This window comes from Isoptericola cucumis (assembly GCF_014635665.1).
GTDB lineage: Bacteria > Actinomycetota > Actinomycetes > Actinomycetales > Cellulomonadaceae > Isoptericola > Isoptericola cucumis.
This window is the reverse complement of record NZ_BMDG01000004.1, coordinates 1-23,293: the sequence shown is the minus strand read 5'-3', so window position 1 is coordinate 23,293 and position 23,293 is coordinate 1. Positions and strand designations below refer to the sequence as shown.

Annotated in this window: 19 protein-coding genes and 1 rRNA gene; 3 read left to right on the top strand and 17 right to left on the bottom strand. The window is 75.5% G+C overall.

The annotated features are described in order from the left end of the window. Positions 1 to 6: 6 nt before the first annotated feature. The 3 genes from IEW03_RS06310 (at position 7) to IEW03_RS06300 (ending at position 2,863) form a co-directional block, all read left to right on the top strand. Entirely contained in the window at positions 7 to 999 is a 993-nt protein-coding gene (locus tag IEW03_RS06310; RefSeq protein ID WP_188522825.1) for an ABC transporter ATP-binding protein, read from the top strand. After that, the gene (locus IEW03_RS06305) at positions 996 to 1,796 is read left to right on the top strand and encodes an ABC transporter permease (protein WP_188522824.1); all 801 of its coding nucleotides are present in this window, start codon (positions 996 to 998) and stop codon (positions 1,794 to 1,796) included. Before IEW03_RS06310 ends, IEW03_RS06305 begins: the two co-directional genes overlap by 4 nt. Before the next feature lie 92 nt (positions 1,797 to 1,888). After that, entirely contained in the window at positions 1,889 to 2,863 is a 975-nt protein-coding gene (locus tag IEW03_RS06300; protein ID WP_229737649.1) for a COX15/CtaA family protein, read from the top strand. Positions 2,864 to 2,940: 77 nt separating this feature from the next. Here IEW03_RS06300 and IEW03_RS06295 read toward each other — a convergent pair whose 3' ends face one another. From IEW03_RS06295 to rrf, 17 genes are all read right to left on the bottom strand, one after another. Beyond that, positions 2,941 to 3,588, bottom strand: a complete 648-nt coding sequence (locus IEW03_RS06295) for an NUDIX domain-containing protein (protein WP_371870596.1) — start codon at positions 3,586 to 3,588, stop codon at positions 2,941 to 2,943. Beyond that, positions 3,585 to 5,270, bottom strand: a complete 1,686-nt coding sequence (gene pyrG, locus IEW03_RS06290; protein WP_188522823.1) for a CTP synthase — start codon at positions 5,268 to 5,270, stop codon at positions 3,585 to 3,587. Before pyrG ends, IEW03_RS06295 begins: the two co-directional genes overlap by 4 nt. Positions 5,271 to 5,354: 84 nt before the next feature. Continuing rightward, the gene (murJ, locus tag IEW03_RS06285) at positions 5,355 to 7,031 is read right to left on the bottom strand and encodes a murein biosynthesis integral membrane protein MurJ (protein WP_188522822.1); all 1,677 of its coding nucleotides are present in this window, start codon (positions 7,029 to 7,031) and stop codon (positions 5,355 to 5,357) included. Further along, the gene (locus tag IEW03_RS06280) at positions 7,028 to 7,948 is read right to left on the bottom strand and encodes a hypothetical protein (RefSeq protein ID WP_188522821.1); all 921 of its coding nucleotides are present in this window, start codon (positions 7,946 to 7,948) and stop codon (positions 7,028 to 7,030) included. The genes murJ and IEW03_RS06280 overlap by 4 nt, the downstream gene beginning before the upstream one ends. Next, a complete protein-coding gene (locus IEW03_RS06275) occupies positions 7,945 to 8,979 on the bottom strand; it encodes a copper transporter (protein ID WP_188522820.1) in 1,035 nt (344 codons plus the stop codon). Before IEW03_RS06275 ends, IEW03_RS06280 begins: the two co-directional genes overlap by 4 nt. Positions 8,980 to 9,060: 81 nt before the next feature. After that, positions 9,061 to 10,254, bottom strand: a complete 1,194-nt coding sequence (steA, locus tag IEW03_RS06270) for a putative cytokinetic ring protein SteA (RefSeq protein WP_188522819.1) — start codon at positions 10,252 to 10,254, stop codon at positions 9,061 to 9,063. A gap of 5 nt (positions 10,255 to 10,259) precedes the next feature. Beyond that, complete coding sequence (recN, locus tag IEW03_RS06265; protein ID WP_188522818.1) at positions 10,260 to 12,026, bottom strand: DNA repair protein RecN; 1,767 nt, start codon at positions 12,024 to 12,026, stop codon at positions 10,260 to 10,262. Position 12,027: 1 nt separating this feature from the next. Then, positions 12,028 to 12,972, bottom strand: a complete 945-nt coding sequence (locus IEW03_RS06260; RefSeq protein WP_188522817.1) for an NAD kinase — start codon at positions 12,970 to 12,972, stop codon at positions 12,028 to 12,030. Then, positions 12,969 to 13,877, bottom strand: coding sequence for a TlyA family RNA methyltransferase (locus tag IEW03_RS06255; protein ID WP_188522816.1), 909 nt, complete (start codon positions 13,875 to 13,877; stop codon positions 12,969 to 12,971). Before IEW03_RS06255 ends, IEW03_RS06260 begins: the two co-directional genes overlap by 4 nt. Next, positions 13,877 to 14,104: a hypothetical protein gene (locus IEW03_RS06250; protein ID WP_188522815.1), complete on the bottom strand. Its 228-nt coding sequence runs from the start codon at positions 14,102 to 14,104 to the stop codon at positions 13,877 to 13,879. Before IEW03_RS06250 ends, IEW03_RS06255 begins: the two co-directional genes overlap by 1 nt. Before the next feature lie 200 nt (positions 14,105 to 14,304). After that, a complete protein-coding gene (locus tag IEW03_RS06245) occupies positions 14,305 to 15,318 on the bottom strand; it encodes an HAD-IIA family hydrolase (protein ID WP_188522814.1) in 1,014 nt (337 codons plus the stop codon). Further along, the gene (locus IEW03_RS20345; protein ID WP_229737647.1) at positions 15,315 to 16,541 is read right to left on the bottom strand and encodes a tetratricopeptide repeat protein; all 1,227 of its coding nucleotides are present in this window, start codon (positions 16,539 to 16,541) and stop codon (positions 15,315 to 15,317) included. Before IEW03_RS20345 ends, IEW03_RS06245 begins: the two co-directional genes overlap by 4 nt. Positions 16,542 to 16,637: 96 nt before the next feature. After that, the gene (locus IEW03_RS06235) at positions 16,638 to 18,482 is read right to left on the bottom strand and encodes an L-lactate permease (protein WP_188522813.1); all 1,845 of its coding nucleotides are present in this window, start codon (positions 18,480 to 18,482) and stop codon (positions 16,638 to 16,640) included. Positions 18,483 to 18,618: 136 nt separating this feature from the next. After that, positions 18,619 to 19,986 carry a (Fe-S)-binding protein gene (locus IEW03_RS06230; protein WP_188522812.1) on the bottom strand — a complete coding sequence of 456 codons (1,368 nt, stop codon included), beginning with the start codon at positions 19,984 to 19,986 and terminating at the stop codon, positions 18,619 to 18,621. A gap of 16 nt (positions 19,987 to 20,002) precedes the next feature. Continuing rightward, positions 20,003 to 21,268: an FAD-binding oxidoreductase gene (locus IEW03_RS06225; protein WP_188522811.1), complete on the bottom strand. Its 1,266-nt coding sequence runs from the start codon at positions 21,266 to 21,268 to the stop codon at positions 20,003 to 20,005. Next, complete coding sequence (locus tag IEW03_RS06220; protein WP_443093549.1) at positions 21,268 to 22,767, bottom strand: FAD-linked oxidase C-terminal domain-containing protein; 1,500 nt, start codon at positions 22,765 to 22,767, stop codon at positions 21,268 to 21,270. Before IEW03_RS06220 ends, IEW03_RS06225 begins: the two co-directional genes overlap by 1 nt. A gap of 291 nt (positions 22,768 to 23,058) precedes the next feature. Further along, positions 23,059 to 23,175 (bottom strand): 5S ribosomal RNA (rrf, locus tag IEW03_RS06215). Positions 23,176 to 23,293: the final 118 nt, after the last annotated feature.

Here is a 23,293-nt window from a genome sequence, read left to right as displayed (position 1 = left end):
CCTCCGGTGCCCTCCACCATCGCGCCAACCGGCGGCCCGTCGCACGGCGCAGTCGTCGTGCGTGGCCTCGTCAAGCGGTACGGCGGCCGCCCCGTCGTCGACGGGCTCGACCTCGTCGCCCCCGCGGGCGCGGTGACCGCCGTGCTCGGCCCGAACGGTGCCGGCAAGACCACCACGATCGAGTGCTGCGAAGGGTTGCGGACCCCGACCTCCGGGACGGTCCGCGTCCTCGGCCTCGACCCCGTCTCCGACGCCCGGGCCCTGCGCCCCCGGGTGGGGGTGATGCTGCAGGACGGCGGCCTGCCGACCGGCGCCCGCGCCGGCGAGGTCCTCCGGCACGTCGCCGCCATGTACGCCGCGCCCCGCGACGTCGACGAGCTCGCCGCCCGCCTGGGGGTCGAGTCGTTCGCCCGCACCACGGTGCGGCGGCTGTCCGGCGGTCAGCGACAGCGCCTCGCCCTCGCGGCGGCCGTCGTCGGGCGCCCCGAGGTCGTCTTCCTCGACGAGCCCAGCGCGGGGATGGACCCGCAGAGCCGGCAGGCCGTGTGGGAGCTGGTGCGCGAGCTGCGCGCCGACGGCGTCGCCGTCGTCCTCACCACGCACCTCATGGACGAGGCCGAGGACCTGGCCGACCACGTCCACGTCGTCGACCACGGCCGGGTGATCGCGTCCGGGACGGTCCGCGAGCTCCTCACGACCACCCCCGACGACGAGGCAGGCGGCGTCGCGGGCGCCGTGCGCTTCGACGCCGCGCCCGACATCGACCTGGCAGCGCTCGCCGCCGCGATGCCCGGCGACGGCACCGACGGCAGCTCGCCGTGGTCGGCGACGTCCCCGGCCCCCGGGTCCTACGTGCTGACCGGGCCGACGGACCCGCGGGCGCTCGCCGCCCTCACGGCGTGGCTCGCGGACCGGGACCTGCTGGCCGGGAGCATCACCGTCGGCCGGCGCACGCTGGAGGACGTCTTCCTCGACCTGACGGGACGGCACCTGCGATGAGCGGCACGAGCACGACCGGGAAGACCGGGACCACGACGGGGTCGGCCGCGACGGGCGCCGCCCCCGCCTGGCGGCGCGTCGCCGCGCAGACGGCCTTCGAGACGCGCGCCATCCTGCGCAACGGCGAGCAGCTGCTCGTGACGATGGTGCTGCCGCTGCTGCTGCTCGTGGGACTCGTGCGCACGAGCGTCATCGAGCTCGACACCGGCGGCCTGTCCCGGGTGGACTTCGTGACGCCGGGGGTGCTCGCCCTCGCCTGCGTGTCCACCGCGTTCACGTCGCAGGCGATCGCCACCGCGTTCGACCGCCGCAACGGCGTCCTGCGCCTGCTCGCGACCACCCCGCTCGGCCGGGGCGGGCTGCTCGCCGGCAAGGTGCTCGGGGTCCTGGCCGTGGAGGCGGTCCAGGCCGTGGTGATCGGCGCCGTCGCGCTCGCGATGGGCTGGCAGCCGGCGGCCGCCGGGATCCTCCCGGCCCTCGGGGTCGGCCTCCTCGGCACCGCGGCCTTCACCGCGCTCGCGCTGCTCGTCGCGGGGACGCTGCGCGCCGAGGGCGTGCTCGCCGTCGCGAACCTCGTCCTCGTGCTGCTCGTGGTCGGCGGCGGCCTGCTGGTGCCCCCCGACCAGCTGCCCGGCGCGCTCGCGCACCTGGCGACGGTCCTCCCGTCCGGCGCGCTCGGCGAGGCGATGCGCGGCGCCCTGCAGGGCACCGGCGTGCCCTGGGCCGCGGTCCTCGTGCTCACCGGCTGGACCGCGGTGCTCGCGTGGGCCGGCGCCCGGTTCTTCCGCTGGCAATGACCTCACCGGCACGGGCCCGGACGGGCCAAGGTCACACTGCTGCGGCCGCCCCCGTCCCGGGAGCGGGTCCGCACGGACGATAGCGTGGTCCCGTGACCTCGCCGAGTCCCGCCGTGAGCCCCTCGTCCGACGCCTCCCGCGCCACGGCCGACCGACCCGACCGCCTCGCCCGGTTCCGCTCCTGGACCCGCGGCGTGCTGCTGGCGAACGTCATCGGCCAGATCCTCATCATCGGCACGGGCGGGGCCGTGCGGCTCACCGACTCCGGCCTCGGCTGCTCGACCTGGCCCAACTGCGAGCCCGGCCAGTTCACCCCGGCGTTCCACCAGGCCTCGACCATCCACCCGTACATCGAGTTCGGGAACCGCACCCTCGCGTTCGTGCTCGGTGTCGTCGGCCTGGCGGTGCTCCTGCTCGTGTGGACCGACCGGAAGCGGCCCCTGTCGTACCGTGCGCTCGGCATCGTGCCGCTGGTCGGCGTGCTGGCGCAGGCCGTCATCGGCGGCGTCGTCGTCCTGCTGGACCTGCACCCCGGCTGGGTGTCGCTGCACTTCGGCGTGTCGGCCGCCCTCGTGTGGTTCAGCGCCTACCTGCTGCGCCGGCACGGGGAGGGCGACGGCCCCGCCGTGCCCGTCGGCCCGCGCCCGGTCATGACGGTGGGCGCCCTGCTCGGCCTGCTCCTGGTCCCGGTCGTCACGCTGGGCGTGCTCGTCACCGGCGCCGGCCCGCACTCCGGCGACACCGAGGTCGGCTACCGCCTCGCGCTCGACCCGCTGACGGTCACCCGTGCCCACTCCGCGACCGTGTGGGTCTTCCTCCTCACGCTGCTGGTGCTGCTCGTGCTGCTGCACCGCCTCCGCGGGACGCGATGGGACGCCGGGCACGTGACGGCGGCGCGCCGCGCCGCCTGGCTGCTGCTCGTCGTGACGCTCGCGCAGGGCGGCATCGGCTACGTCCAGTACTTCACCGGACTCCCCGAGCTCCTGGTCGGCCTGCACCTCGTCGGCGCCGGCTGCCTCACCTGGGCCACGGCGAACGCCGTGCTGCGCCTGCGCACCCGCGCCTGACTCCCGACGCACGAGGCCCCCTCCGCCGACGGCGGAGGGGGCCTCGTGTCGTCCGGGCTCAGGCGTGTCGTCCGGGCTCAGGCGCCTCGGCGGTAGGGCCACGGGGCGTCGACGTCGCGCAGCGAGGCCCACCCGCCGGCGCGGCTCGCGGCCGCGGCCAGGATCCCGACCACGGCCGACGGGTTGTGCAGGCTCCCGTCCAGCACGAGCGACACCGCCTCGTCGAGCGGGACGCGCCGCACCTCCATGCCGGCCTCCTCGCCCGTGCGCACGTGCAGGTCGGCGGCCGGGACGTCGGACAGCCCTCGGGCGAGGAAGATCCGCACGGCCTCGTTGCTGCTGCCGGGTGTCGTCGCGTAGTCGGTCAGCACCGCCCACCGCGACGCGACGACGTCGGCCTCCTCGGCCAGCTCCCGCGCCGCGGCGTCGACGGCGGGCTCGCCGTCGACGTCCAGCAGCCCGGCGGGGACCTCCCACAGGAACGACCGCACCGGGTGGCGGTACTGCCGCAGCAGCAGCACCCGGTCCTCGTCGTCCAGCGCCACGATCGCGACCGCGCCGGGGTGGTCGACGTACTCGCGCGTCACGACGCCCTCGTCACCGAGGTCCACCTCGTCGCGGACGAGGTCGATGACCCGCCCGCGGTGCAACGTCTCGCTCCGCAGGGCGGGACGGGGGTCGATCTCGTCCCGCACGGTGGCCTGCTCCGCCCGCTGCCCGGTCACGCCTGGGCACCCTGGCGCTCGAGCGCCGCCGCGACCAGCCCGGAGAAGAGCGGGTGGGAGCGGGTGGGCCGGGACTTGAACTCCGGGTGCGCCTGTGTGCTCACGTAGTACGGGTGCACGTCGGCGGCCAGCTCGACGAACTCCACCAGCGTCGAGTCGGGCGACGTGCCCGAGAACACGAGCCCCGCGGCCTCCAGCTGCTCACGGTAGGTGTTGTTCACCTCGTACCGGTGCCGGTGGCGCTCCGAGGCCCGCTCGGCGCCGTACGTCTTCGCGACGACCGAGCCCGGCGTCAGGTGCGCCTCGTACGCGCCCAGCCGCATGGTGCCGCCGAGGTCGCCCTCGCCGCCGACGATGGCGAGCTGCTCGGCCATCGTCGCGATCACCGGGTGGGTGCTGTCCGGGTCGAACTCGGTGGACGACGCGTCGGTCAGGCCGAGCACGTTGCGCGCGTACTCGATGACCATCGACTGCAGGCCCAGACAGATGCCGAGCGTCGGGACGAGGCTCTCGCGCGCCCAGCGCAGCGCGCCGAGCTTGCCGTCGATGCCGCGCACGCCGAAGCCCCCGGGCACCAGGACGGCGTCGACGCCCTCGAGCGCCTCCTGGGCGCCCTCGGGGGTCTGGCAGTCGTCGGCCGCGACCCAGCGGATCCCGACCTTGGCGTCGTTGTCGAACCCGCCGGCGCGCAGCGCCTCGGTCACCGAGAGGTACGCGTCCGGCAGGTCGATGTACTTGCCGACCAGCGCGATCTCGATGTGGTGCTCCGGCTCGTGCACGCGCTCGAGCAGGCGGTTCCAGCCGTCCCAGTCGACGTCGTGGAACGGCAGGTCGAGCCGGCGCACCACGTAGGCGTCCAGGCCCTCGGAGTGCAGCACGCGCGGGATGTCGTAGATGCTGGGCGCGTCGGCCGCGTTGACCACGGCCTCGTTGTCGACGTCGCACATCATCGCGATCTTGCGCTTGATCGGCTCCGGGACGATGCGGTCCGAGCGGAGCACGATCGCGTCGGGCTGGATGCCGATCGAGCGCAGCGCGGCGACGGAGTGCTGGGTGGGCTTGGTCTTCAGCTCGCCCGAGGGGCCGATGTAGGGCACCAGCGACACGTGCAGGAAGAAGCAGTCGTCGCGGCCCAGCTCGTGGCGCACCTGGCGCGCCGCCTCGAGGAACGGCTGCGACTCGATGTCGCCGACGGTGCCGCCGATCTCGGTGATGATCACGTCGACCTCGGGGCCCGCCTGGTCGCGCATGCGCGACTTGATCTCGTCGGTGATGTGCGGGATGACCTGCACCGTGTCACCGAGGTACTCCCCGCGGCGCTCCTTGGCGATGACGCGCGAGTAGACCTGGCCGGTGGTGACGTTCGAGGAGGCCGGGAGCTCCACGTCGAGGAACCGCTCGTAGTGCCCGATGTCGAGGTCGGTCTCGGCCCCGTCCTCGGTGACGAAGACCTCGCCGTGCTGGAACGGGTTCATCGTGCCCGGGTCGACGTTGAGGTAGGGGTCGAGCTTCTGCATCGTGACCCGCAGGCCGCGGGACCGCAGCAGGCGTCCGAGCGAGGACGCCGTCAGTCCCTTGCCGAGGGAGGAGGCCACACCGCCCGTCACGAAGATGTGCCGAGTCTGGTGCGTCGCACCGGAGCGGCTGGAGGTACGGGGCTGGAGTCGATTGGTGTCGGCCACGGAACTCCATGCTAACCGAGTCCCGGGCCCGTGGGGTGACGGACACGGCCCGCGCGTCGTGCGATCGCGCACACCCGCCCGCCGTCAGCGGCGCGCGACCCGCCGCGCCAGCCCCAGGAGCCGGCCGCGCACCGTGGTGTCGGTGAGCGCGGCGGCGACGAGCACGACCGCCATCGCGACGAGGCCGGCGAGCAGGCCGAGCCCGACGTCGGCGAGCAGCGCCCCCAGGTCGAGCGGGGACGCACCGTCCGTCGGCCCGGCCGGGGCGGCGCGGTCCGCGACCGGGACGGCCCAGCGGCCGAGGAGCGCGCCCGCCGCGCCCGCGACGACCACCACGGCGACGGTCCGCAGCACGCCGGACAGCGCGTGCGGCCCGACCTTGCGCCGCACCGCCGTCAGCAGGGCCGCGCCGGCCAGGGTCATCCCGACCGTCGTCGCGCCCCCGAGCCAGGCCAGCACCAGTGCCCGGGTCTCGGCACCGGGCGCGCTCCCCGCGAACACCGGGATCGCCAGCCCGACGCCGACGACGACCGCGAGCCAGCCGGCGGCCGTCGTGACGACCGCGGCCCGGGCGGCGTCGACCGCGTAGAGCAGCCGCGACAGCTGCAGGATCAGGGCGTACCCGAGGAGCCCGGGCGCCATCCAGGCCAGCGCCGCCCCGAGCCCCGCGGCCCCGCCCTGGGCGATGCCGTCGAACACGTTCTCGACGAGCGGTGCCGCGGCGACGAGGGCCGCCGCGCCGCCGGCCGACACGACGACCAGCACACGCGTGGTCGACGACGCCAGCCGCGCGAGGTCCTCGCGGCGCCCCTGCGACGCCAGCTCGGAGAACCGCGGGAACGCGCTCGTCGCGATGGGGAACGCGAGCACGGCGTAGGGCAGGAAGTACACGTTCTGGGCGTACAGGAAGATCGTCCACGTGCTGTCGCCGCCCGCCGCGTTGCCCGACGCCATCGTCGCCAGCAGCGCGAGCTGCTGGGCGACCAGCGCGCCGATCCCCGCGAACGCGAGCCGGGCAGCCCGCCGGCCCTCCCCGTCCGGGAACCGGAGCGTGGGGCGCAGCCGCAGCCCGGTGCGCAGGACGGGCACGACGAGCGGGAGCGCGAGGAAGGCGACCCCCGCGGTCATCCCCCAGGCCAGCCAGCCGAGGGCCTGCGACGACAGCTCCGCGACGTCCTGCTGGTTCCCGTCGGCGAGCGTCCCGAACCGCGCGTACACGCCGATGACCACGATGCTCGACACCAGCGGCGAGAACGCCTGCCAGAAGAACCGGTTCTGCGCCTGCAGCATCCCGCCGAGCACCACCGCGAGGCCGTAGAGCGGGATCTGGACGGCGAAGACCCGCAGGAAGTCCACCGCCACGGAGACGTTCACGGGGTCGGACAGTCCCGTCACGCGCACGAGGGGCTCGGCCAGCAGCGCCACGACCGCTCCGAGCGGCACCAGGACCGTCAGCGTCCAGCCGAGCAGCGCCGACGCGGTGCGCGACGCCTTGTCGCGCTCCCCCCGGACCAGGAACCCCGACAGGAGCGGGACGACGGCACCGGCGAGGGCACCCCCCGCAGCGACCTCGAACAGGAGGTTGGGCAGGAAGTTCGCCGCGTTCAGCGCCCCGTCGACGCCGTCGGTGCCGACGAAGCGCGCCTGGGCGAGCCACCGCCCGAAGCCCACCACCCGGCTCGCCAGCGTGACGACGGTGATGAGCACCGCCGCGCCGGCGATCGTCTGGCCGGCGCGCGCCCGGCCGGCCGGCGAGGTCAAGCCGGCGTGTCCCGGTCCGCGGGCCCGGCGGGCTCTTCGGCCGTGGCCTCCGCGGCGGGCCCGGCGGACGGCCGGCGTCCGACCCGGTCCACGCGGTGCAGCCACGGCGTGCGCTCGATCACGGCGGAGAAGCTGACGCGCTCCGAGGCGAGGGTGAGCCCCACGACGCCCGCGAGGGCCGCGAGGCGCACCCCGCGGGAGGCCGAGAACGCCCACTGCGACCCGACGAGCGCGCCCAGGGCGTTCGCGCCGCCGTCCCCCAGCATGTCCCGCTCCGCGAGGTCGCCCGGTGCGGCGACGGCGGCCGCCCCCACGACGGCCCCGACCGCCGCGGCGCCGGCCCCGCCGCCCCCGGCAGCGAGGGGGACGCTCAGCGCGACGCCGGACTTCAGGGCCCGGCCGGGACGCAGGTCGAGCAGGTTGAGCAGGTTGGCCGTCCCCGCCACGAGTGCGCCGTTGACGACGACGTCCGTCGCGTGGCCGAGCGCCCCGCCCGTGCGCCGGGTGCCGACGGCCGCCGCCACCATCGACGTGGCCCCGATCCCGAGCACCTTGAGCCCGCCCGTGGTCAGCCGCCCCTCGGCCAGCGCGCCGAGGTGGCCGCGCAGCCCCTTGGTGCGGGTGGACGTGTCCTCGGCGAGGTCGTCGACGAGCCCGAACGCTCCGGCGCCCGCCGTCGCGAGGGCCATGGCGCTGCGGGTGCGGCCCTCGCCGCCGGCGAGCGCCCCGGCCACCAGGCCGGCCGCGACCGCGGGCCCCTCGAGCATGCTCACGGGCTCCCCGCGGTGGTTCGTCCGCGTCCAGCGTGCGGCCCCGCCGGGCGGGTCGGTCTCGAGCAGCCGGCGGGCGCCGGCCGTGGCGGCCGCGGCGGCCAGCCCTGCGCGCAGCAGGGCTCCGGCGCGACGGCGGCCGCTCACTGGCCGTCGCCCTGGTTCGAGGCGCCGCCCTGCGCGTCCTGGCTGCTGCCGTCGCCGTCCTGCGAGCCGGGCTCGGGCGGCAGCACGGTGGCCCCCTCCTCGAAGCCGTACTGGTCCACGGTGCCCGACTGCTGCGCCGCGATCGCCAGCGGCACCACGATCTGACCGGTGACGCTCTCGATGCCGCTCACCGTGCTGACCGCGTCGACCAGCTCGTCGTCGGCCCGGATCGCGGAGACCAGGTCGCCCTCCTGCGCCGTCGGGCCGGCCACCACGGCGGCGCCGGACAGGTCGGCCGCCGCGCCGGCGAGCGTCGTCAGGGCGCCCATGCCCGTGGTCTCGGGGTCGGCGTCCTCGGCCTGCGCCTCGTCGGCGTGGGTGTCGCCGCCCGACAGCAGCAGGATCGCGTCGGCCGGTGCCTCCGGGGCCGTCTCGACGTCGACGAGGCCCACCTTCTCGAGCAGCCCCTGCAGGTCCTGCGCCTCCGCGCTCCGCGCCGACGAGTCGGTGGGGTCGGCGTCGGTGAGCGCCACGGTCAGGGCCGCGCCGAGCAGCTCGGCGGTGCTCGACTCGTCGTCCACGACCTCGCCGTCGACCTCGGCGAGCCGCTCGCGCAGCCCGCCCGCGACGGTGTCGCGCAGGGTGGCCTCGTCCGGCGCGGTCCACGAGTCGGTCAGCGACTCGTGCGCCACGAGCTCGGCACCGGCGTCGTCGAGCTGGTCGAGGACGGCCTGCTCGGCGCCGTCGCCGACCTCGTCGACGTCCACCACCGCCACGCGCTGACCCGCCAGGGAGCCCGAGACCAGCTGGTCGCCCGCGGCCACGACGAACTGCCGCTGCTCGCCCGCCTCGGTCTGCGCCTCGGACAGCTCCTCGCGCAGGGTGTTGCGCTCGCCGCGCAGCGCGTCCACCTGGTCGGTGAGCTGGTCGCCGATGGCGCCCTGCAGGGGCCCGGCGCCCAGGATGATGCCGACCGCCAGGGCGAGGAAGACGGAGATCAGCGAGACGAGGTGGTACCGGAAGTCGATCACGTCGGCAGTGGTTCCTTGGTCGGGTGGGAGGCGGTCGGTGGTCGGGCTGGGCGGACGCGCCGCAGGCGCGCCCGGCGGCGGTCAGACGCCGAAGAGGCTACCCACCCACGAGACGATGTCGTCGATCCGGGCACCGACGAGTCCGAAGAACGTCTGGCCCGCGGAGGTGGACCACAGCGCGGCGAGGACGGCGGCGACGCCGGCCAACGACAGCAGGGTCAGCTGCAGGTTCGAGATGCGGGTGCGGTAGAGCCGGGACACGCCCTTGGCGTCCACCAGCTTGCCGCCCACGCGCAGGCGGGTGAGGAAGGTGCTGGCCATGCCGGCGCGCCCCTTGTCGAGGAACTCCACGAGCGTCGCGTGCGTGCCGACCGCGACGATCAGCTCGGCGCCCTTGTCGTCGGCGAGGAGCATCGCGATGTCCTCGCTGGTGCCCGTCGCCGGGAAGACGACCGGCTCGACCCCGAGGTCGCGGACCCGCTCCAGTCCGGGCGCGTTGCCGTCGCGGTACGCGTGCACCACGATCTCGGCGCCGGAGGACAGCGCCCGGTCGGAGACGGAGTCCATGTCGCCCACGATCATGTCGGGCTTCCACCCGGCGTCGATGATCGCGTCCGCGCCGCCGTCGACGCCCACCAGCACCGGGCGGTTCTCGGTGATGTAGGACCGCAGCATCGCCAGGTCCTCCCGGTAGTGGTAGCCGCGCACCACGATGAGGACGTGCCGCCCGTCGATGTGGGTGCGCACGTCGGGCACGCCGACCCCGTCGAGCAGGAGGTCCCGCTCCTTGCGCAGGTACGTCATCGTGTTCTCGGCGAAGTTCTCGATCTCCTCGGAGAGGCCCTCGCGCGAGGTCACCATGTCGGCCTCGACCGTCGCGGCGTCCTGCCGGGTGCCCTCGGCGACCGTCGCGCCGTCGACGAGCACGCGCCCGCCGTCCACGGTGACCGACGCGCCCTCCGGCAGGGACATCACGCCCGGGCCCAGGTCGTCCACGAGGACGATCCCGGCCTCGACGAGGATGCCGGGCCCGGCGTTGGGGTACCGGCCGGACGTGGAGCGGGCGGCGTTGAGCACCGCGGCCGGGCCGGCGGTCACGAGCGCGTCGGCCGCCACCCGGTCGATGTCGACGTGGTCGATGACCGCCACGTCGCCGGGCTTGAGCCGCTTGGTGAGGTCCTTCGTGCGGGAGCCCACGCGGGCCGTCCCCCGCACCTCGGGCAGGTCGGCGCCGGGCTCCGGCCCCCGGGCAGGCTTGCGCAGGATCATCTTCATCGCTCCTATCGTCCCACGTCGGACGACTCCAGGAGCTCGAGCGCGTGCTGGCGCGCCGTCGCCGACTCGTCCTGGCCCGAGAGCATCCTGGCCAGCTCACGGACCCGGTCGTCGTCCGTGACCTCGCGCACACCGGTCACGGTGGTGCCCTCGCCGTCGCGGTCCGCGTCGTCCGGCCGCGACTTGGTCACCACGAGGTGGGCGTCCGCGAACGCCGCCACCTGGGCCAGGTGCGTCACGACGACCACCTGCGTGCGGCCCGCGAGCATCGCCAGGCGCCGGCCGACCTCGACCGCCGCCCGGCCGCCCACGCCGGCGTCGACCTCGTCGAAGACGAAGGTCGGCAGGGGTGCGGGCCCCTCGCCCCGGGCCCCCGGCCCGGCGGCGTCCGCGGCGTCCACGCGGGCCGTGGCGAGCGCCACCTCGACCGCGAGCATCACCCGCGACAGCTCACCTCCGGACGCCCCCTTGCCCAGCGGCCGTGCCGGCGCACCCGGGTGCGGCTCCAGCAGGAACGTCACCTGGTCGGCGCCCCACGGCCCCGGCTCCGGGGCGGGCTCCACCTGCACGACGAGGCGGGCGCCGCGCATCGCCAGGCCGGCCAGCTCCTCGGTCACCGACGCCCCGAGGGCCTCGGCCGCCGCCGCGCGCCCCCGGGTGAGACCGGCCGCGTCCTCGGCCAGCCGGGCGTCCAGCTCGGCGGTGCGCTGCCGCATGGACTCGAGCCGCTCACCGCCGTCGTCGAGGTCGAGCAGGCGCAGGCCCGCGTCGCTCGCCCACTGCAGCACGTCGTCGATCGTCTCGCCGTAGCTGCGGGTCAGGCCGCCCAGCTCGGCCAGCCGGGCGTGCGCCGTCTCCAGCCCGGCGGGGTCCGCCTGCAGGTCCTCGACGTACGACGCCAGCTCGGTGGCGACGTCGGCGAGCAGGTAGCCCGCCTCCGCGAGGCGCGTCGCGTGCGCTGCGAGCGCCGGGTCGTCGCCCGCCGCCTGCTCCAGCGCCCGGCGGGCCTGCTCCACCGCGGCGACCGCGCTGCCCTCGGTCTCGACGTCGTCCCCCGAGACGGCGTCGTGCGCCTGCTGCGCGGCGAGGCGCAGCGCCTCGGCGTTCCCGAGGCGCCCCACCAGGGCGGTGAGCTCGGCGTCCTCCCCGGGCTGCGGGTCCACCCGCTCCACCTCGGCCAGGCCGAGGCGCAGGAGCTCCGCCTCGCGCGCACGCTCGGCGGTCCGCGCCGTGAGGTCGTCGATCTCGGCCTGCAGGCCGGCCCGCTCCGACCACGACGCCCGGTAGTCCCGCAGGTTGGCGAGGTGCTCCTGGCCCGCGAACGCGTCGAGGGCGTCGCGCTGCTTCGCCGGGGTGCGCAGGCGCAGCTGGTCGGCCTGCCCGTGCACCGTCACGAGCTCGTCCGCGATCTCGGCCAGGACGGCCTGCGGCACACCGCGGCCTCCCAGGTGGGCGCGGGACCTGCCGCCCGCCGCCAGCGTCCGCAGCACGACGACGGTGCCGTCGTCGTCGACCTCCCCGCCCGCCTCGTCGACCCGGCGGGCGACGTCCGGGCGGTCCCCCACCCGGACCCTGCCCTCCACGACGGCGCCGGACGCGCCCGGGCGCACCGAGCCCGCGTCCGCCTTGCCGCCCATGAGCAGGCCGAGGCCGGTGAGCACCATGGTCTTGCCGGCGCCGGTCTCGCCGGTGATGACCGTCAGCCCCTCCGACAGCGGCACCCGGGCGGTCTCGATGACGCCCAGGTTCTCGATCGCGATCTCCTCGAGCACCTCAGTCCTCCTTCTCGGGCTCGGGTTCCGTGCGGGGTCCCGCGTGGTCCGGCCGGTTCGCCGCCAGCTCGCGCCAGCCCACCACGGGCAGGGAGAACTTGGACACGAGCCGGTCGGTGAACGGCGCGGGCGTCAGCCGGGCGAACCGCAGCGGGAGCGCCCCGCGCCGCACCTCGACGGTGGCGCCGACGGGCAGGTCGATCCGGCGCCGGCCGTCGCAGGTCAGCACGCCGCCGACGGGGCTGCGGTCCAGCACCTTGACCGTGTACGTCGACCGGGGCCCGATGACGAGGGGCCGGGCGAACAGCGCGTGCGCCGAGAGCGGGACGAGCAGCACCCCGTCGACGTCCGGCCACATGACCGGTCCCCCGGCGGAGAAGGCGTGCGCGGTCGACCCCGTGGCCGTGGAGACCACCACGCCGTCGCACCCGAACGAGGACAGGGGCCGACCGTCGACCGCGATGCCGACCTCGATCATGCGCTCGCGCCGCGCCTTCTCCACGGTCGCCTCGTTGAGCGCCCAGCCCGTCAGCGGCTCGGGCTCGTCCGGCAGGTGGACGCGCACGTCGACGACCGCCCGCTCCTCGACCTCGTAGTCCCGCGCGGCCAGCCGGCGCACCGCGTGCCGCAGGTTCTCGCGCTCGCTCTCCGCGAGGAAGCCGACGTGCCCCAGGTTGACCCCGAGCAGCGGGACGCCGGTGCCGTGCGTGAGCTCGGCCGCGCGCAGGATCGTCCCGTCGCCGCCGAGCACCATCACGGCCTCGGAGTCGGTGACGCCCTCCCGCACGCGGGCCGCGGCCATGTGGTCGCCGAACGACTCCGCGAGGTCGTCGTCGTGCAGCGCCACCTCGAAGCCGGCGTCGGTCAGCTCGCGCACCGCCTCGGACAACGCCGCCACGGCCTCCGGCCGCCCCCCGTGGGTGACGATGAGGACTCGACGGGTCACGGGGTGCCTCCGATCGGCAGGACGGGCGGGACGGGCGGCGCTGAGCCGGGGGGCAGGTCGGGGGCCAGGCCGGCGGCCCATGAGACCGCCGCGCGGGCCGCCGACTCCGCGGCGGCGTCGGCGGCGGGTTCGGGGGCGCCGACGGCCCGGAACCAGCAGAAGTACTCGCGGTTGCCGCTCGGGCCGGGCAGCGGGCTCGGCACCACGGCCCGGGCCGCGAGGCCGTGCCCGGCGGCCGCCCGCACGACGGTCGCCACCGCGTCGACCTGCAGGGCCGTGTCACGGACCACCCCGCCCGCGCCGAGCCGCTCGCGGCCGACCTCGAACTGCGGCTTCACGAGCAGCAGCGCGTGCGCCCCGGGCCGGAGCACCCCGGCGACAGGGCCGAGCACCAGCGACAAGGAGATGAACGACAGGTCGCCGACGACGACGTCCGGCGCGTCGTCGAGGTCGGCGGGAGCGAGGTCACGGACGTTGAAGCCCTCGACGACCGTGACGCGCGGGTCGTCCCGCAGGCGGGGCACGATCTGGTCGTGCCCGACGTCGAGGGCGACGACGTGCGCCGCGCCCCGGCGCAGGAGCACGTCCGTGAAGCCGCCGGTCGAGGCACCGAGGTCGAGGCAACGGGCGCCGTCCAGCGCGCCCGTCAGCGCGCGTCCCGCGTCGTGGGAGGCCAGCGCGTCGAGGGCGCCGGCGAGCTTGCCGCCCGCCCGGGAGGCGTAACCCGGGTCGGCGGCGTCCGGCGCGACGACGAGCGCGGCCGCGGGAGCGACCTGCGCAGACGGCTTCGACACCGGCCGTCCGCCGACGGACACCCGGCCCGCCGCGACGAGCTCCGCGGCGTGCCGTCGGGATCGCGCCAGGCCGCGGCGGACGAGCTCGGCGTCCGTGCGCGCGTCCGGCATCAGTCGTCCGCCCCCGGGGACGCGTCGGTGCCCTCCCGGACAGGGTTGTCGAGACGGTCGCGCAGCGCGTCGTGCACCGCGGAGAACCGCGCGACGTGCTCGGTGAGCGGGAGGTCGTCCAGACCCTCGAGGGAGACGTCCGCCGCGCCGTCCGGCCCGGCGTCGGGCGCCGGCTCGGGCGTCGGCTCGTCGCCCTGGGCCTCCCGCGGTCCCGTGTCCTGCGTCATCGTCCCTCCTCGCTGGGTCTCGCCCGGGCAACCCGGCCCCCGCTCCCGCCGCGACGCGTCGCGCGCACGGGCCCGCGGCCGCCGGACGTCCACGTGGTGGCCGTGGGCGCGCCCGCGGCCGGAGCCCACGCTACCCGGAACGGTCGGTACCACCGTGCGCGACGCACAGGCTGACGCGCGCCGTACCGGGACAGAGGGGCTCAGGCGCCGAGGTCCGGCACGCTCTGCGGGTCGACCGCCCGGCCGGCGTCGACCGCGTCCCAGGCGGCCGCGCACGCCGCGCGGACGACGTCGATCCCCCGGGGCCCGTGGCGGTCCAGCTCGAGCCGGCCGTCTGCGACCCGCGCCGCGCGGCCGCCGCACTCCCACCAGCCGTCGTCGGCGGGGACGGGCACGGGATGCGGCTCCAGCAGCGCACGCAGGTCGGCACCGACGAAGTCGGGCCGCAGGCCCGGCTCCGCGAGCACGGCGTCCCGCGCGGACGAGACACCGGTGAGCACGTGCAGGCCCGGGATCCCCCCGGACCGGGCCCCGGCGAGGTCCGTGTCGAGCCGGTCGCCGACGACCAGCGGCCGCTGGGCCCCCGCGCGCTCGACGGCCAGCCGGTACATCGTCGGCGACGGCTTGCCCGCGCTGTCGGGCCGGACCCCCGTCGCCGCCGTCACCGCGCCCACGAGCGCGCCGTTGCCCGGCGCGAAGCCGCGCGCCGTCGGCAGCGACCGGTCGAGGTTGCTCGCGACGTGCCAGGCCCCGCCGGCGACGGCGTACGCCGCCTCCGCCAGGTCCGACCACCCGAGGTCGGGGGCGTAGCCCTGCGCGACGGCGTCCGGGCGGTCGTCCGCGGAACCCACGACGACGAGCCCCGCGGACTCCACCGCCGTGACCAGCCCCGCCCCGCCCACCACGAGCACCCGGGCTCCCGGCTCCAGGCGGGTGCGCAGCAGCGCGGCGCAGGCCTGGGCCGCGGTCATGACCTCGTCGGCGCCGGTGGGGATGTCGAGCGCGGTCAGCTGGCCGGCGACGTCCTCCGGCTCCCGGGAGGCGTTGTTGGTGACGAACACCAGGCGCAGCCCGCCGTCGCGCGCCGCGGCGAGGCTCGCCGCGGCGTGCGGGATGGGCAGGTGGCCCTTGTACGCGACGCCGTCGAGGTCGACCAGGGCGAGGTCGTGCGCGGACGCGAGCGGCGTGGCGCTCTCGCGGAGCCTCGCCGTCACGCGCGGTCCTCGGGGCCGTCCGTCTCCGGTGCCGGGGGGTCGGGCTCGTCCGCCGCGTCGGCGGGCTCGCCGGCGGCGTCGTCCGCCTCCTCGTCGTAGACGTCGTACACGACGACGTCCTCGTCGGCCGGCAGCACGCCGGACACCCGCTCCAGCTCGTCCGGGGCGACGCGGGCCAGCAGGGTCGAGGCCTCGGCCGTCCGGCCGGCCGCCTCCAGTGCCACGGCGCGCGCCTGCAGCACGCGGATCCGCAGGTCGCCCTGCTGGTCGGCGGCCGGGATGCGGTCCAGCACCGCCAGCGCCGCCTCGTGCTCGCCCAGATCAGAACGGGCACCGCTCGCGACGATGGCCAGCTCCGTGCGGCCCTCGGCATCCAGGGTGCGGGCCTCGTCGCTGGCGGCGAGCGCCAGCGCGCGCTCGGGGCGCCCGAGGCCGCGCTCGGCGTCGGCCATGATCGGCAGGTGCTCCGACGACCCGTTGAGCCGACGGACGGTGCGCAGCTCGCGCAGCGCCTCGGCGAACCGGCCCGTACGGTACGCGGCGATGCCCGCGGCCTCCCGCACGACGTCGATGCGCCCGCCGCGACGGACCGCGGCCTGGGCGTGCTCGTAGGCGCGCTCGGGGTCGACGTCGAGCAGACGCCCCGCCATCACGAGGTGCATGCCGACCCGCTCCGCGTTCTCCTTCGTCAGCCCGCGCATGCGGCCGCGCGCCTCGCGGCTCAGCTGGCCGATGTTCACGTCCTCCGCGATCTCGGGCTCGCTGACCCGCGCGCGCTCCGGGCGGTCCGTGGCACGGGGCGCGGCCCGGCGGTCGGTCCGGTCGTCACGACGCGCCGGCCGGCCACCGCGGTCACGGCTCTCGGTCGGCCGGCCCCCGCGCTCGTCGGGGCGACCGTACGGCCTGTCGCCCGAGCCCTGCCGGCGCGCCGGGCCGTTCCCCCGGTCGTCACGACGCGGGCGGCTCGGCCCGCCGTCCCGGCGCTGGCCACCGTCCTCCCGACGGCCGCGACCGTCGTCGCGGCGGTCGCGTCGCTCCGGTCGCTCGTCACGCCCGGCCGACCCGCGGTCGTCGCGCCGGGGGCCGCGGTCGCCGCCACCTCCGCGCCGGTCACCGCGCCCGCCGCCGGAGCGCCCGTCGCCGGGCCCACGGCCGCGGGCGCCGCCGGAGCGGGAGCTCGGCCTCTCGTCGTCGCGGCCCTGCTCGGGAGCGGAGTCGTTCACGGTGTTCCTCTCGGGTGGTGGGATCGCCCGATTCTCCCACGCCGGACCGTGTCGGAGACGTCCGGGGCACCCCTCGGCGCCACGACGTGTCTCAGGTCACGCGCCGGCCCGCGGCTCCCCCGCCCCGACGGGTGCCGGCGCCACCTCCGGGTTCGGCAGATCGGACTTGCGGGAGAACCACACGCCGAGCGTGACCAGCGACGCGACCACGAGCAGGACGACGAACAGGCCGGCGTTGAGACCGAAGCCGTAGATCCACAGATAGCCCACCCCGCCGGCGGCCAGGCAGTAGTACAGCGCCGGGAGGGCGGTCTTGCGGATGAGGTCGCCCTCCCGGCCGAGCAGGCCGACCGTGGCCGACGCCGCGACCACGTTGTGCACGGCCACCATGTTCCCCGCGGCCCCGCCCACCGCCTGCAGCGCGACCACCGTCTCCGGCGTCGCGACGCCGATGCTCTCGCCGGTGGAGAACTGGAAGAGGGAGAACATCATGTTCGACACGGTGTTCGACCCGGCGACGAACGCCCCGAGCGCGCCGATGAAGGGCGCGACGATGGGCCAGCTCTGGCCCGCGACGTCCGCCGCCGCCTCGGCCAGGGTGATCGGCATCGACTCCAGGCCCGCCGCGTTGAACTCCGGGCCGGAGTTGATGAAGATCCGCACCAGCGGCAGCGCGCACAGGAGCGCGAACGCCGCGCCCCAGAGCTGCCCGCCCGCCACCTTCCACGACGCCGCGATCTGGCGGCCGTTCATCCGGTGCACGACGTAGGTCACGAGGCACGCCAGGAGGAAGATGGCGCCCGGCGAGTACAGGAGGTCCATGTTCTGGCTGATGCCGGTGCCGAAGATGTCGTTCACCTGCAGCACGGCCGGGCCGGTGAGGAAGTCCTTGATCGCCGGCACGTTCCGGGTCAGGAGCAGCAGCACCGCCACCACGACGTACGGCGTCCAGGCGCGCACCAGCGACATCCGCCGGGTCAGGGGCACGCTCTCCTTCGTGGGGTCGACCGTTCCCATCCAGCGGTCGCTCCAGCGCGACCGCTCGGGGAAGTCCCAGACCTCCTTCGGCATGAGGAATCCCTTGGACGACGTGAACATCACCAGCGCGAGGCCGAGGAACCCGCCGAGCATCGACGGGAACTCCGGGCCCAGCAGGTAGGCGACCAGCAGGTAGGGCACGATCATCGCGACGGCGGCGTAGAGCGCGAACGGGGCGACGGCCAGCCCGGCGCGGAAGCTGCGCTTCTCGCCGAAGTACCCGGTCATCAGGGTCACCAGGATGAGCGGGACCAGGACGCCCACGATCGCGTGCACCGTCGCGACCTGCGTGGCCGTGTGTGCGACGAAACCGCCCGCGTCCAGACCGAGCGCGTCGGCCCGCTCCTGCACCTGCGGGACCAGCGCCCCGTCGCTGCCGGCGAGGCCGGTGCCGATCCCGGTGATCATCGGTGTGCCGACCGCACCGAAGCTCACGGGGGTCGACTGGATGATCAGGCCTGCCATGACCGCCGCCATCGCGGGGAAGCCGAGCGCGAGCAGCAGCGGCGCCACGACGGCCGCGGGGGTGCCGAACCCGGCCGACCCCTCGATGAACGACCCGAACAGCCAGGCGATGATGATCACCTGCACCCGCCGGTCGGCGCTGATCGTGGTGAACCCCGCCCGGATCGTCTGCAGGGCGCCGCTCTTGGTGATGGTCTCGAGCATCAGCAGCGCGCCGAAGATGATCCAGAGCAGCCCGATCGCGACCAGCAGCCCTTGGACGGCGGACGCGGCGATGGTCACCGGCGCGATCTGCCAGACCGCGAGGGCGACGATCACCACGGCGACGAGGCCGACGGGCATCGCCGTGCGCGCGGGCCATCGGAACCCGACGAGCAGCACCCCGACGACGAGGATGGGGACGAAGGCGAGCAGTGCGAGGACGGCAAGGTTGTCCATGTGCGCTCCCAGGGTGACCGGCGTCGTTGCCGGATCGGTCGGGTGGTCGGTCTTCGGTTCGTGGTGTCCGTCGGGTCGTGGAGAGGTCGGGGCTTGGCGAGGTGGGGTCTGGTGACGTCGGGACTGGTGACGTCGGTCAGGTGTCGGTCAGGTCCCCGGGCCCGCGGGCGGACGGGACGAGCGCGTCGCGCCCCAGCCCGCGCAACGACGCGTCGAGGACGAGCACGAGGTGCGCGGTCGCGATCGACCGGCCCTGCCGCTCCAAAGCGGTCGTGACCTGCATGAGGCAGCCGGGGTTCGAGGTCACGAGCAGGTCCGCCCCGGTCGCCGCGACGTTGCGGGCCTTGCGGTCGCCGAGCTCGGCGGCGGGCTCGGGGTTGACGAGGTTGTAGATGCCCGCGGACCCGCAGCACATGTCGCCCTCGGTGATCTCCCGGACCCGCAGCGCGGGGATCTGCGCCAGCAGCTCGCGCGGCTGCGAGCGCACGCCCTGGGCGTGGGAGAGGTGGCAGGCGTCGTGGTACGCGACGGTCAGCTCGAGCGGGTGACGACGCGCGACCGGCCCCAGCTCGACGAGGATCTCCGACACGTCGCGGACCTTCTGCGCGAAGGTCCGGGCCCGGTCGGCGTACCGGGGGTCGTCGGCGAGCAGGTCGGCGTACTCCTTCATGGTCGACCCGCAGCCGGCGGAGTTCACCACGACGCGATCGACCCCGGCCTCCTCGAACGCGTCCACCAGCGCCCGGGCGTACCGCAGGCCCTCCGCCTCCCGGCCGGCGTGCACCGAGAGCGCGCCGCAGCATCCCTGGCGCGGCGGCGTGACGACGTCGCATCCTTCGGCTGCGAGCACCCGCGCCGTGGCCGCGTTGACCCCGGGGAACATCTCCCGCTGGACGCAGCCCAGCAGCATCCCCACGGTCGCCCGGCGCTCGCCGCGGGCGCGGACCAGCGGCGGCACGGGCTCGCGCGGCGTGATCGGGGGTGCGACCGCCTCCATCGCGGCGAGGGACGGCGAGAGCTTCGCGAGGAGCCCGCTGCGCCGCACGAGCCGGCTCAGCCCGAGCCCTTGGTAGAGCCGGAGCGGCCCGCGCAGCAGCCGCAGCCGTCCCGGGTGCGGGAAGAGCGCGAAGATCATCGACCGCAGTGCCCGGTCGCCCCGCGTGCGGTGCTCGGCACCTCGCCGCTCGACCTGCTGCCGCGTCTGCTCGATCAGCCGGTCGTACCGCACCCCCGAGGGGCACGCGCTCACGCACGCCATGCAGCCCAGGCACGCGTCCACGTGCTGCACGAGCGCCGGGCTCATGGGCTCGCCCTCGAGCCCCTCGCCCATCAGGTAGATGCGCCCGCGCGGGGAGTCCATCTCCTCGCCCCAGAGCGAGTAGGTGGGGCACGCCGGCAGGCAGAACCCGCAGTGCACGCAGTCGTCGAGCAGCTCCTTGCTCGGCGGGTGGTGGTCGTCGAACGCTCCCCCCAGCAGGTCGGGCTTGGACTCCTCGGTCGTCATCGGATGCCGCCCCCCATCAGATCCCTCCCACGAAACGGCCGGGCGCCAGCAGGCGCCCCGGGTCGAGACGCGCCTTCACGCTGCGCATGAGCTCCAGGCCCGGCACGGGCCCCCAGACGTCCAGCCCGTCGCGCACGCCGGGCGGCGCGGCCAGGACCGTGACGCTGCCGTCGCCCACGGTCGGCGAGGCGGCCCGCAGGCGCGCGACGGCAGCCGCGATCGCGGCCGGGTCCGGTCCGTCCATGCCGACGAGCAGCGCACCCATGGCTGACCCGCGCACGGCCACCGTGGCCCCGCTCTCCCGCTCGGCCGCCCGAGCGGCCGCCAGCAGGCGGCCGACGCCGGCGAGCGTCGCGGTCGCCTTGGCGGTCACCGGTCCTGTCGGCACCTGCCCCCACCAGTCGGGCGCCACGCCGTCGACCTCCCCGCCGACCAGCACGGCCGCGGCAGCGGCGCGGGTCGCGACGGCGCCGTGGCCGCCCTCGAACAGGGCGGCCACGGTGGCGACGTCCTCCCCTGCCCGGCGGTCGAGCTCGACGGCCGCGGGCGCGAGCTGCGAGGCGACGACCGCGCGCGCGGCGGCCGCGACGTCGGACAGCGGTCCCGAGCGGACCACGAACGCCCGGGCCGGCCGCACCGGATGGAGGCGGAACGCCGCCTGCACGACGACCCCGAGCGTGCCGTAGGCGCCGGTGACGAGCTTGGCGACGTCGTAGCCGGCGACGTTCTTCACGACCTTGCCGCCGGAGGCGGTCACGGTCCCGTCGGCCAGCACCACGGTCGCGCCCAGCACACGGTCGCGCAGCGCGAGCCGCTGCAGACGCCGGGGGCCGGTGTACCCCACCGACAGGGCGCCGCCGATCGTCGAACCACCGGCGACACGGTCGGGCGGCAGGTCCAGGACCAGCTCCTGTCCGGCGACGCCCACCCGGTCGGCGAGCTCGGCGACCGGCAGCCCCGCCTGCGCCACGACGACGAGGTCACCCGCCTCGTGCTCGACGAGGCGGTCGAGACCCGTGGTGTCCAGCAGCACGTCGACCCGTGCGGGCGGCGCGCTCCAGCGGAGCGCGGTGCCACCGCCGCGGAGGACGGTCGCCAGGCCCTGGACGGCCGCCTCCCGCAGGAGAGCGGAGACGCCGCCCACGGTCGTCGGCCGTGCCACCACCCGGGCGGGCACGCCGTCGACGGCGTCCTCGTGCCCGGCCTCCCGGACCTCACCCGCTCCGTCGACGGCGCGTTCGAGCGCGGCCACGTCCAGGCCGTGCAGCGTCGACGACCCCATCAGAAGACCTCCCCCAGCCCGGCCTCCTGCAGCGGGTGGGCGCCCTGGTGCCGCCCCGGTCGCTCACCGCACAGCCGCGGGGTGGGGAAGATCTTGCCCGGGTTGGAGATGTTGTCCGGGTCGAAGGCACAGCGCACGGCCTGCATGGCGTCCAGGTCGTCGTCGCTGAACATCCGCGGCATGTACCGGGCCTTGTCCGCCCCGACGCCGTGCTCGCCCGTGATCGAGCCCCCGTTGCTGATGCACAGGTCGAGAATCCCTCCGGCGACCTCTTCGGCTCGCTCGGTCGCGCCCTCGACCGAGCCGTCGAACAGCACGAGAGGATGGAGGTTCCCGTCCCCGGCGTGGAAGACGTTGGCCACCCGGCACCCGCCGGCCTCGCCGAGCTCGGCGATCTGACGCAGCACCCTCGACAGCGCCGTCCGCGGGATCACACCGTCCTGGACGATGTAGTCCGGGCTGATCCGGCCGACGGCGGCGAAAGCCGACTTGCGCCCCTTCCAGATGAGCGCGCGCTCGAGGTCGTCGGCCGCGAGCCTGGTCTCGAAGGCGCCCGACTCGTCGCACAGGCGCAGCACGTCGGCCAGCTCCTGCTCGACGTCCGCCGACGGCCCGTCGAGCTCGATCACGAGCACCGCGCCGGCGCCGTCGGGGTAGCCGCAGTGCACCGCCTCCTCCGCTGCCTCGATCGCCAGCGCGTCCATCATCTCGATCGCGGCCGGGATGATCCCCGCGCCGATGATCGCCGACGTCGCGGCACCGGCGGCATCGACGTCCGGGAAGCCGGCGAGCACGGTGCGCACGTCCTGCGGGAGCCGCGTCAGGCGGACGGTCACCCGCGTGACCACGCCGAGCGTGCCCTCGGAGCCGACCACCGCCCCGAGCAGGTCGTACCCGGGCGCGTCGGGAGCCTTGCCGCCCAGCTCGACGACGTCGCCGCCAGGGGTGACCAGGTCGACGCCCGTGACGTGGTTGGTGGTGAAGCCGTACTTGAGGCAGTGCGCCCCGCCCGAGTTCTCCGCGACGTTCCCGCCGATCGAGCAGACCTGCTGGCTCGAGGGGTCGGGCGCGAAGTAGTAACCGTCGGGCGTGGTCGCATGCGTAAGCTGGAGGTTCACCACACCGGGCTCGACCACCGCCCGCTCGTTCTCGACGTCGATCTCGCGCAGGGCGCGCATCTGCGACATCACCACCAGCACGCCCTCCGCGTGCGGCAGCGCCCCGCCGCTCAGGCCGGTCCCCGACCCGCGGGCGACGAACGGCACCCGGTGGGCGGCGCACACGCGCACCGTCGTCTCCACGTCGCGGGCGTCCTGGGCGAGGACCACCAGGCCGGGCACCACGCGGTACGCCGCGAGCCCGTCGCACTCGTAGGTCCGGAGCCGCTGCCGGTCGACGATCACCTGCTCGGTCCCCAGACGAGCGAGCAGCTCCTCCCGGGCCGCGGCCAGGGGCGTACGCTCCTCGCGGCCGAGGGTTGCGGTGCGGTGTCCTGCCACGTGCGACCTCCTCGTCGCCACCCTGCCTATCAAGTCCTGGGCAAGGCGCCGAGCAGCCCCACCATGAGCCAACGATTCCGCATCCCGGAATGGTTGCTCTCCTCCGTGGAACCTTAGAGGACCGGATTAACCCGGTCAACGGATCGCGCCGGCGTGTGCGCCCGGAGCCTGGCAGGGCACACGAGGGCCCCGACGGGTCACCCCGCCTCCAGGGCCGAAGCACAAGCCTGACGTCCCTGGGTATGCGAAAGGCCCACCCCTGGGTCGGGGGTGGGCCTTTCGTGAATGGGTGTTCGGCGGCGTCCTACTCTCCCACCCCCTCTCGAGGGCAGTACCATCGGCGCTGAAGGGCTGAGCTTCCGGGTTCGGGATGGGACCGGGCGTTTCCCCTTCGCTATGACCGCCGTAACTTTATCGAGTTGTCAGGCACCCCCGTGGGTCCACGCCTGTGGGTGTGGTGGGGGGTGGTGCCCGTTTCTCGGGAACCGCACAGTGGACGCGTGCATGCTATTCGCACAACCCGTTG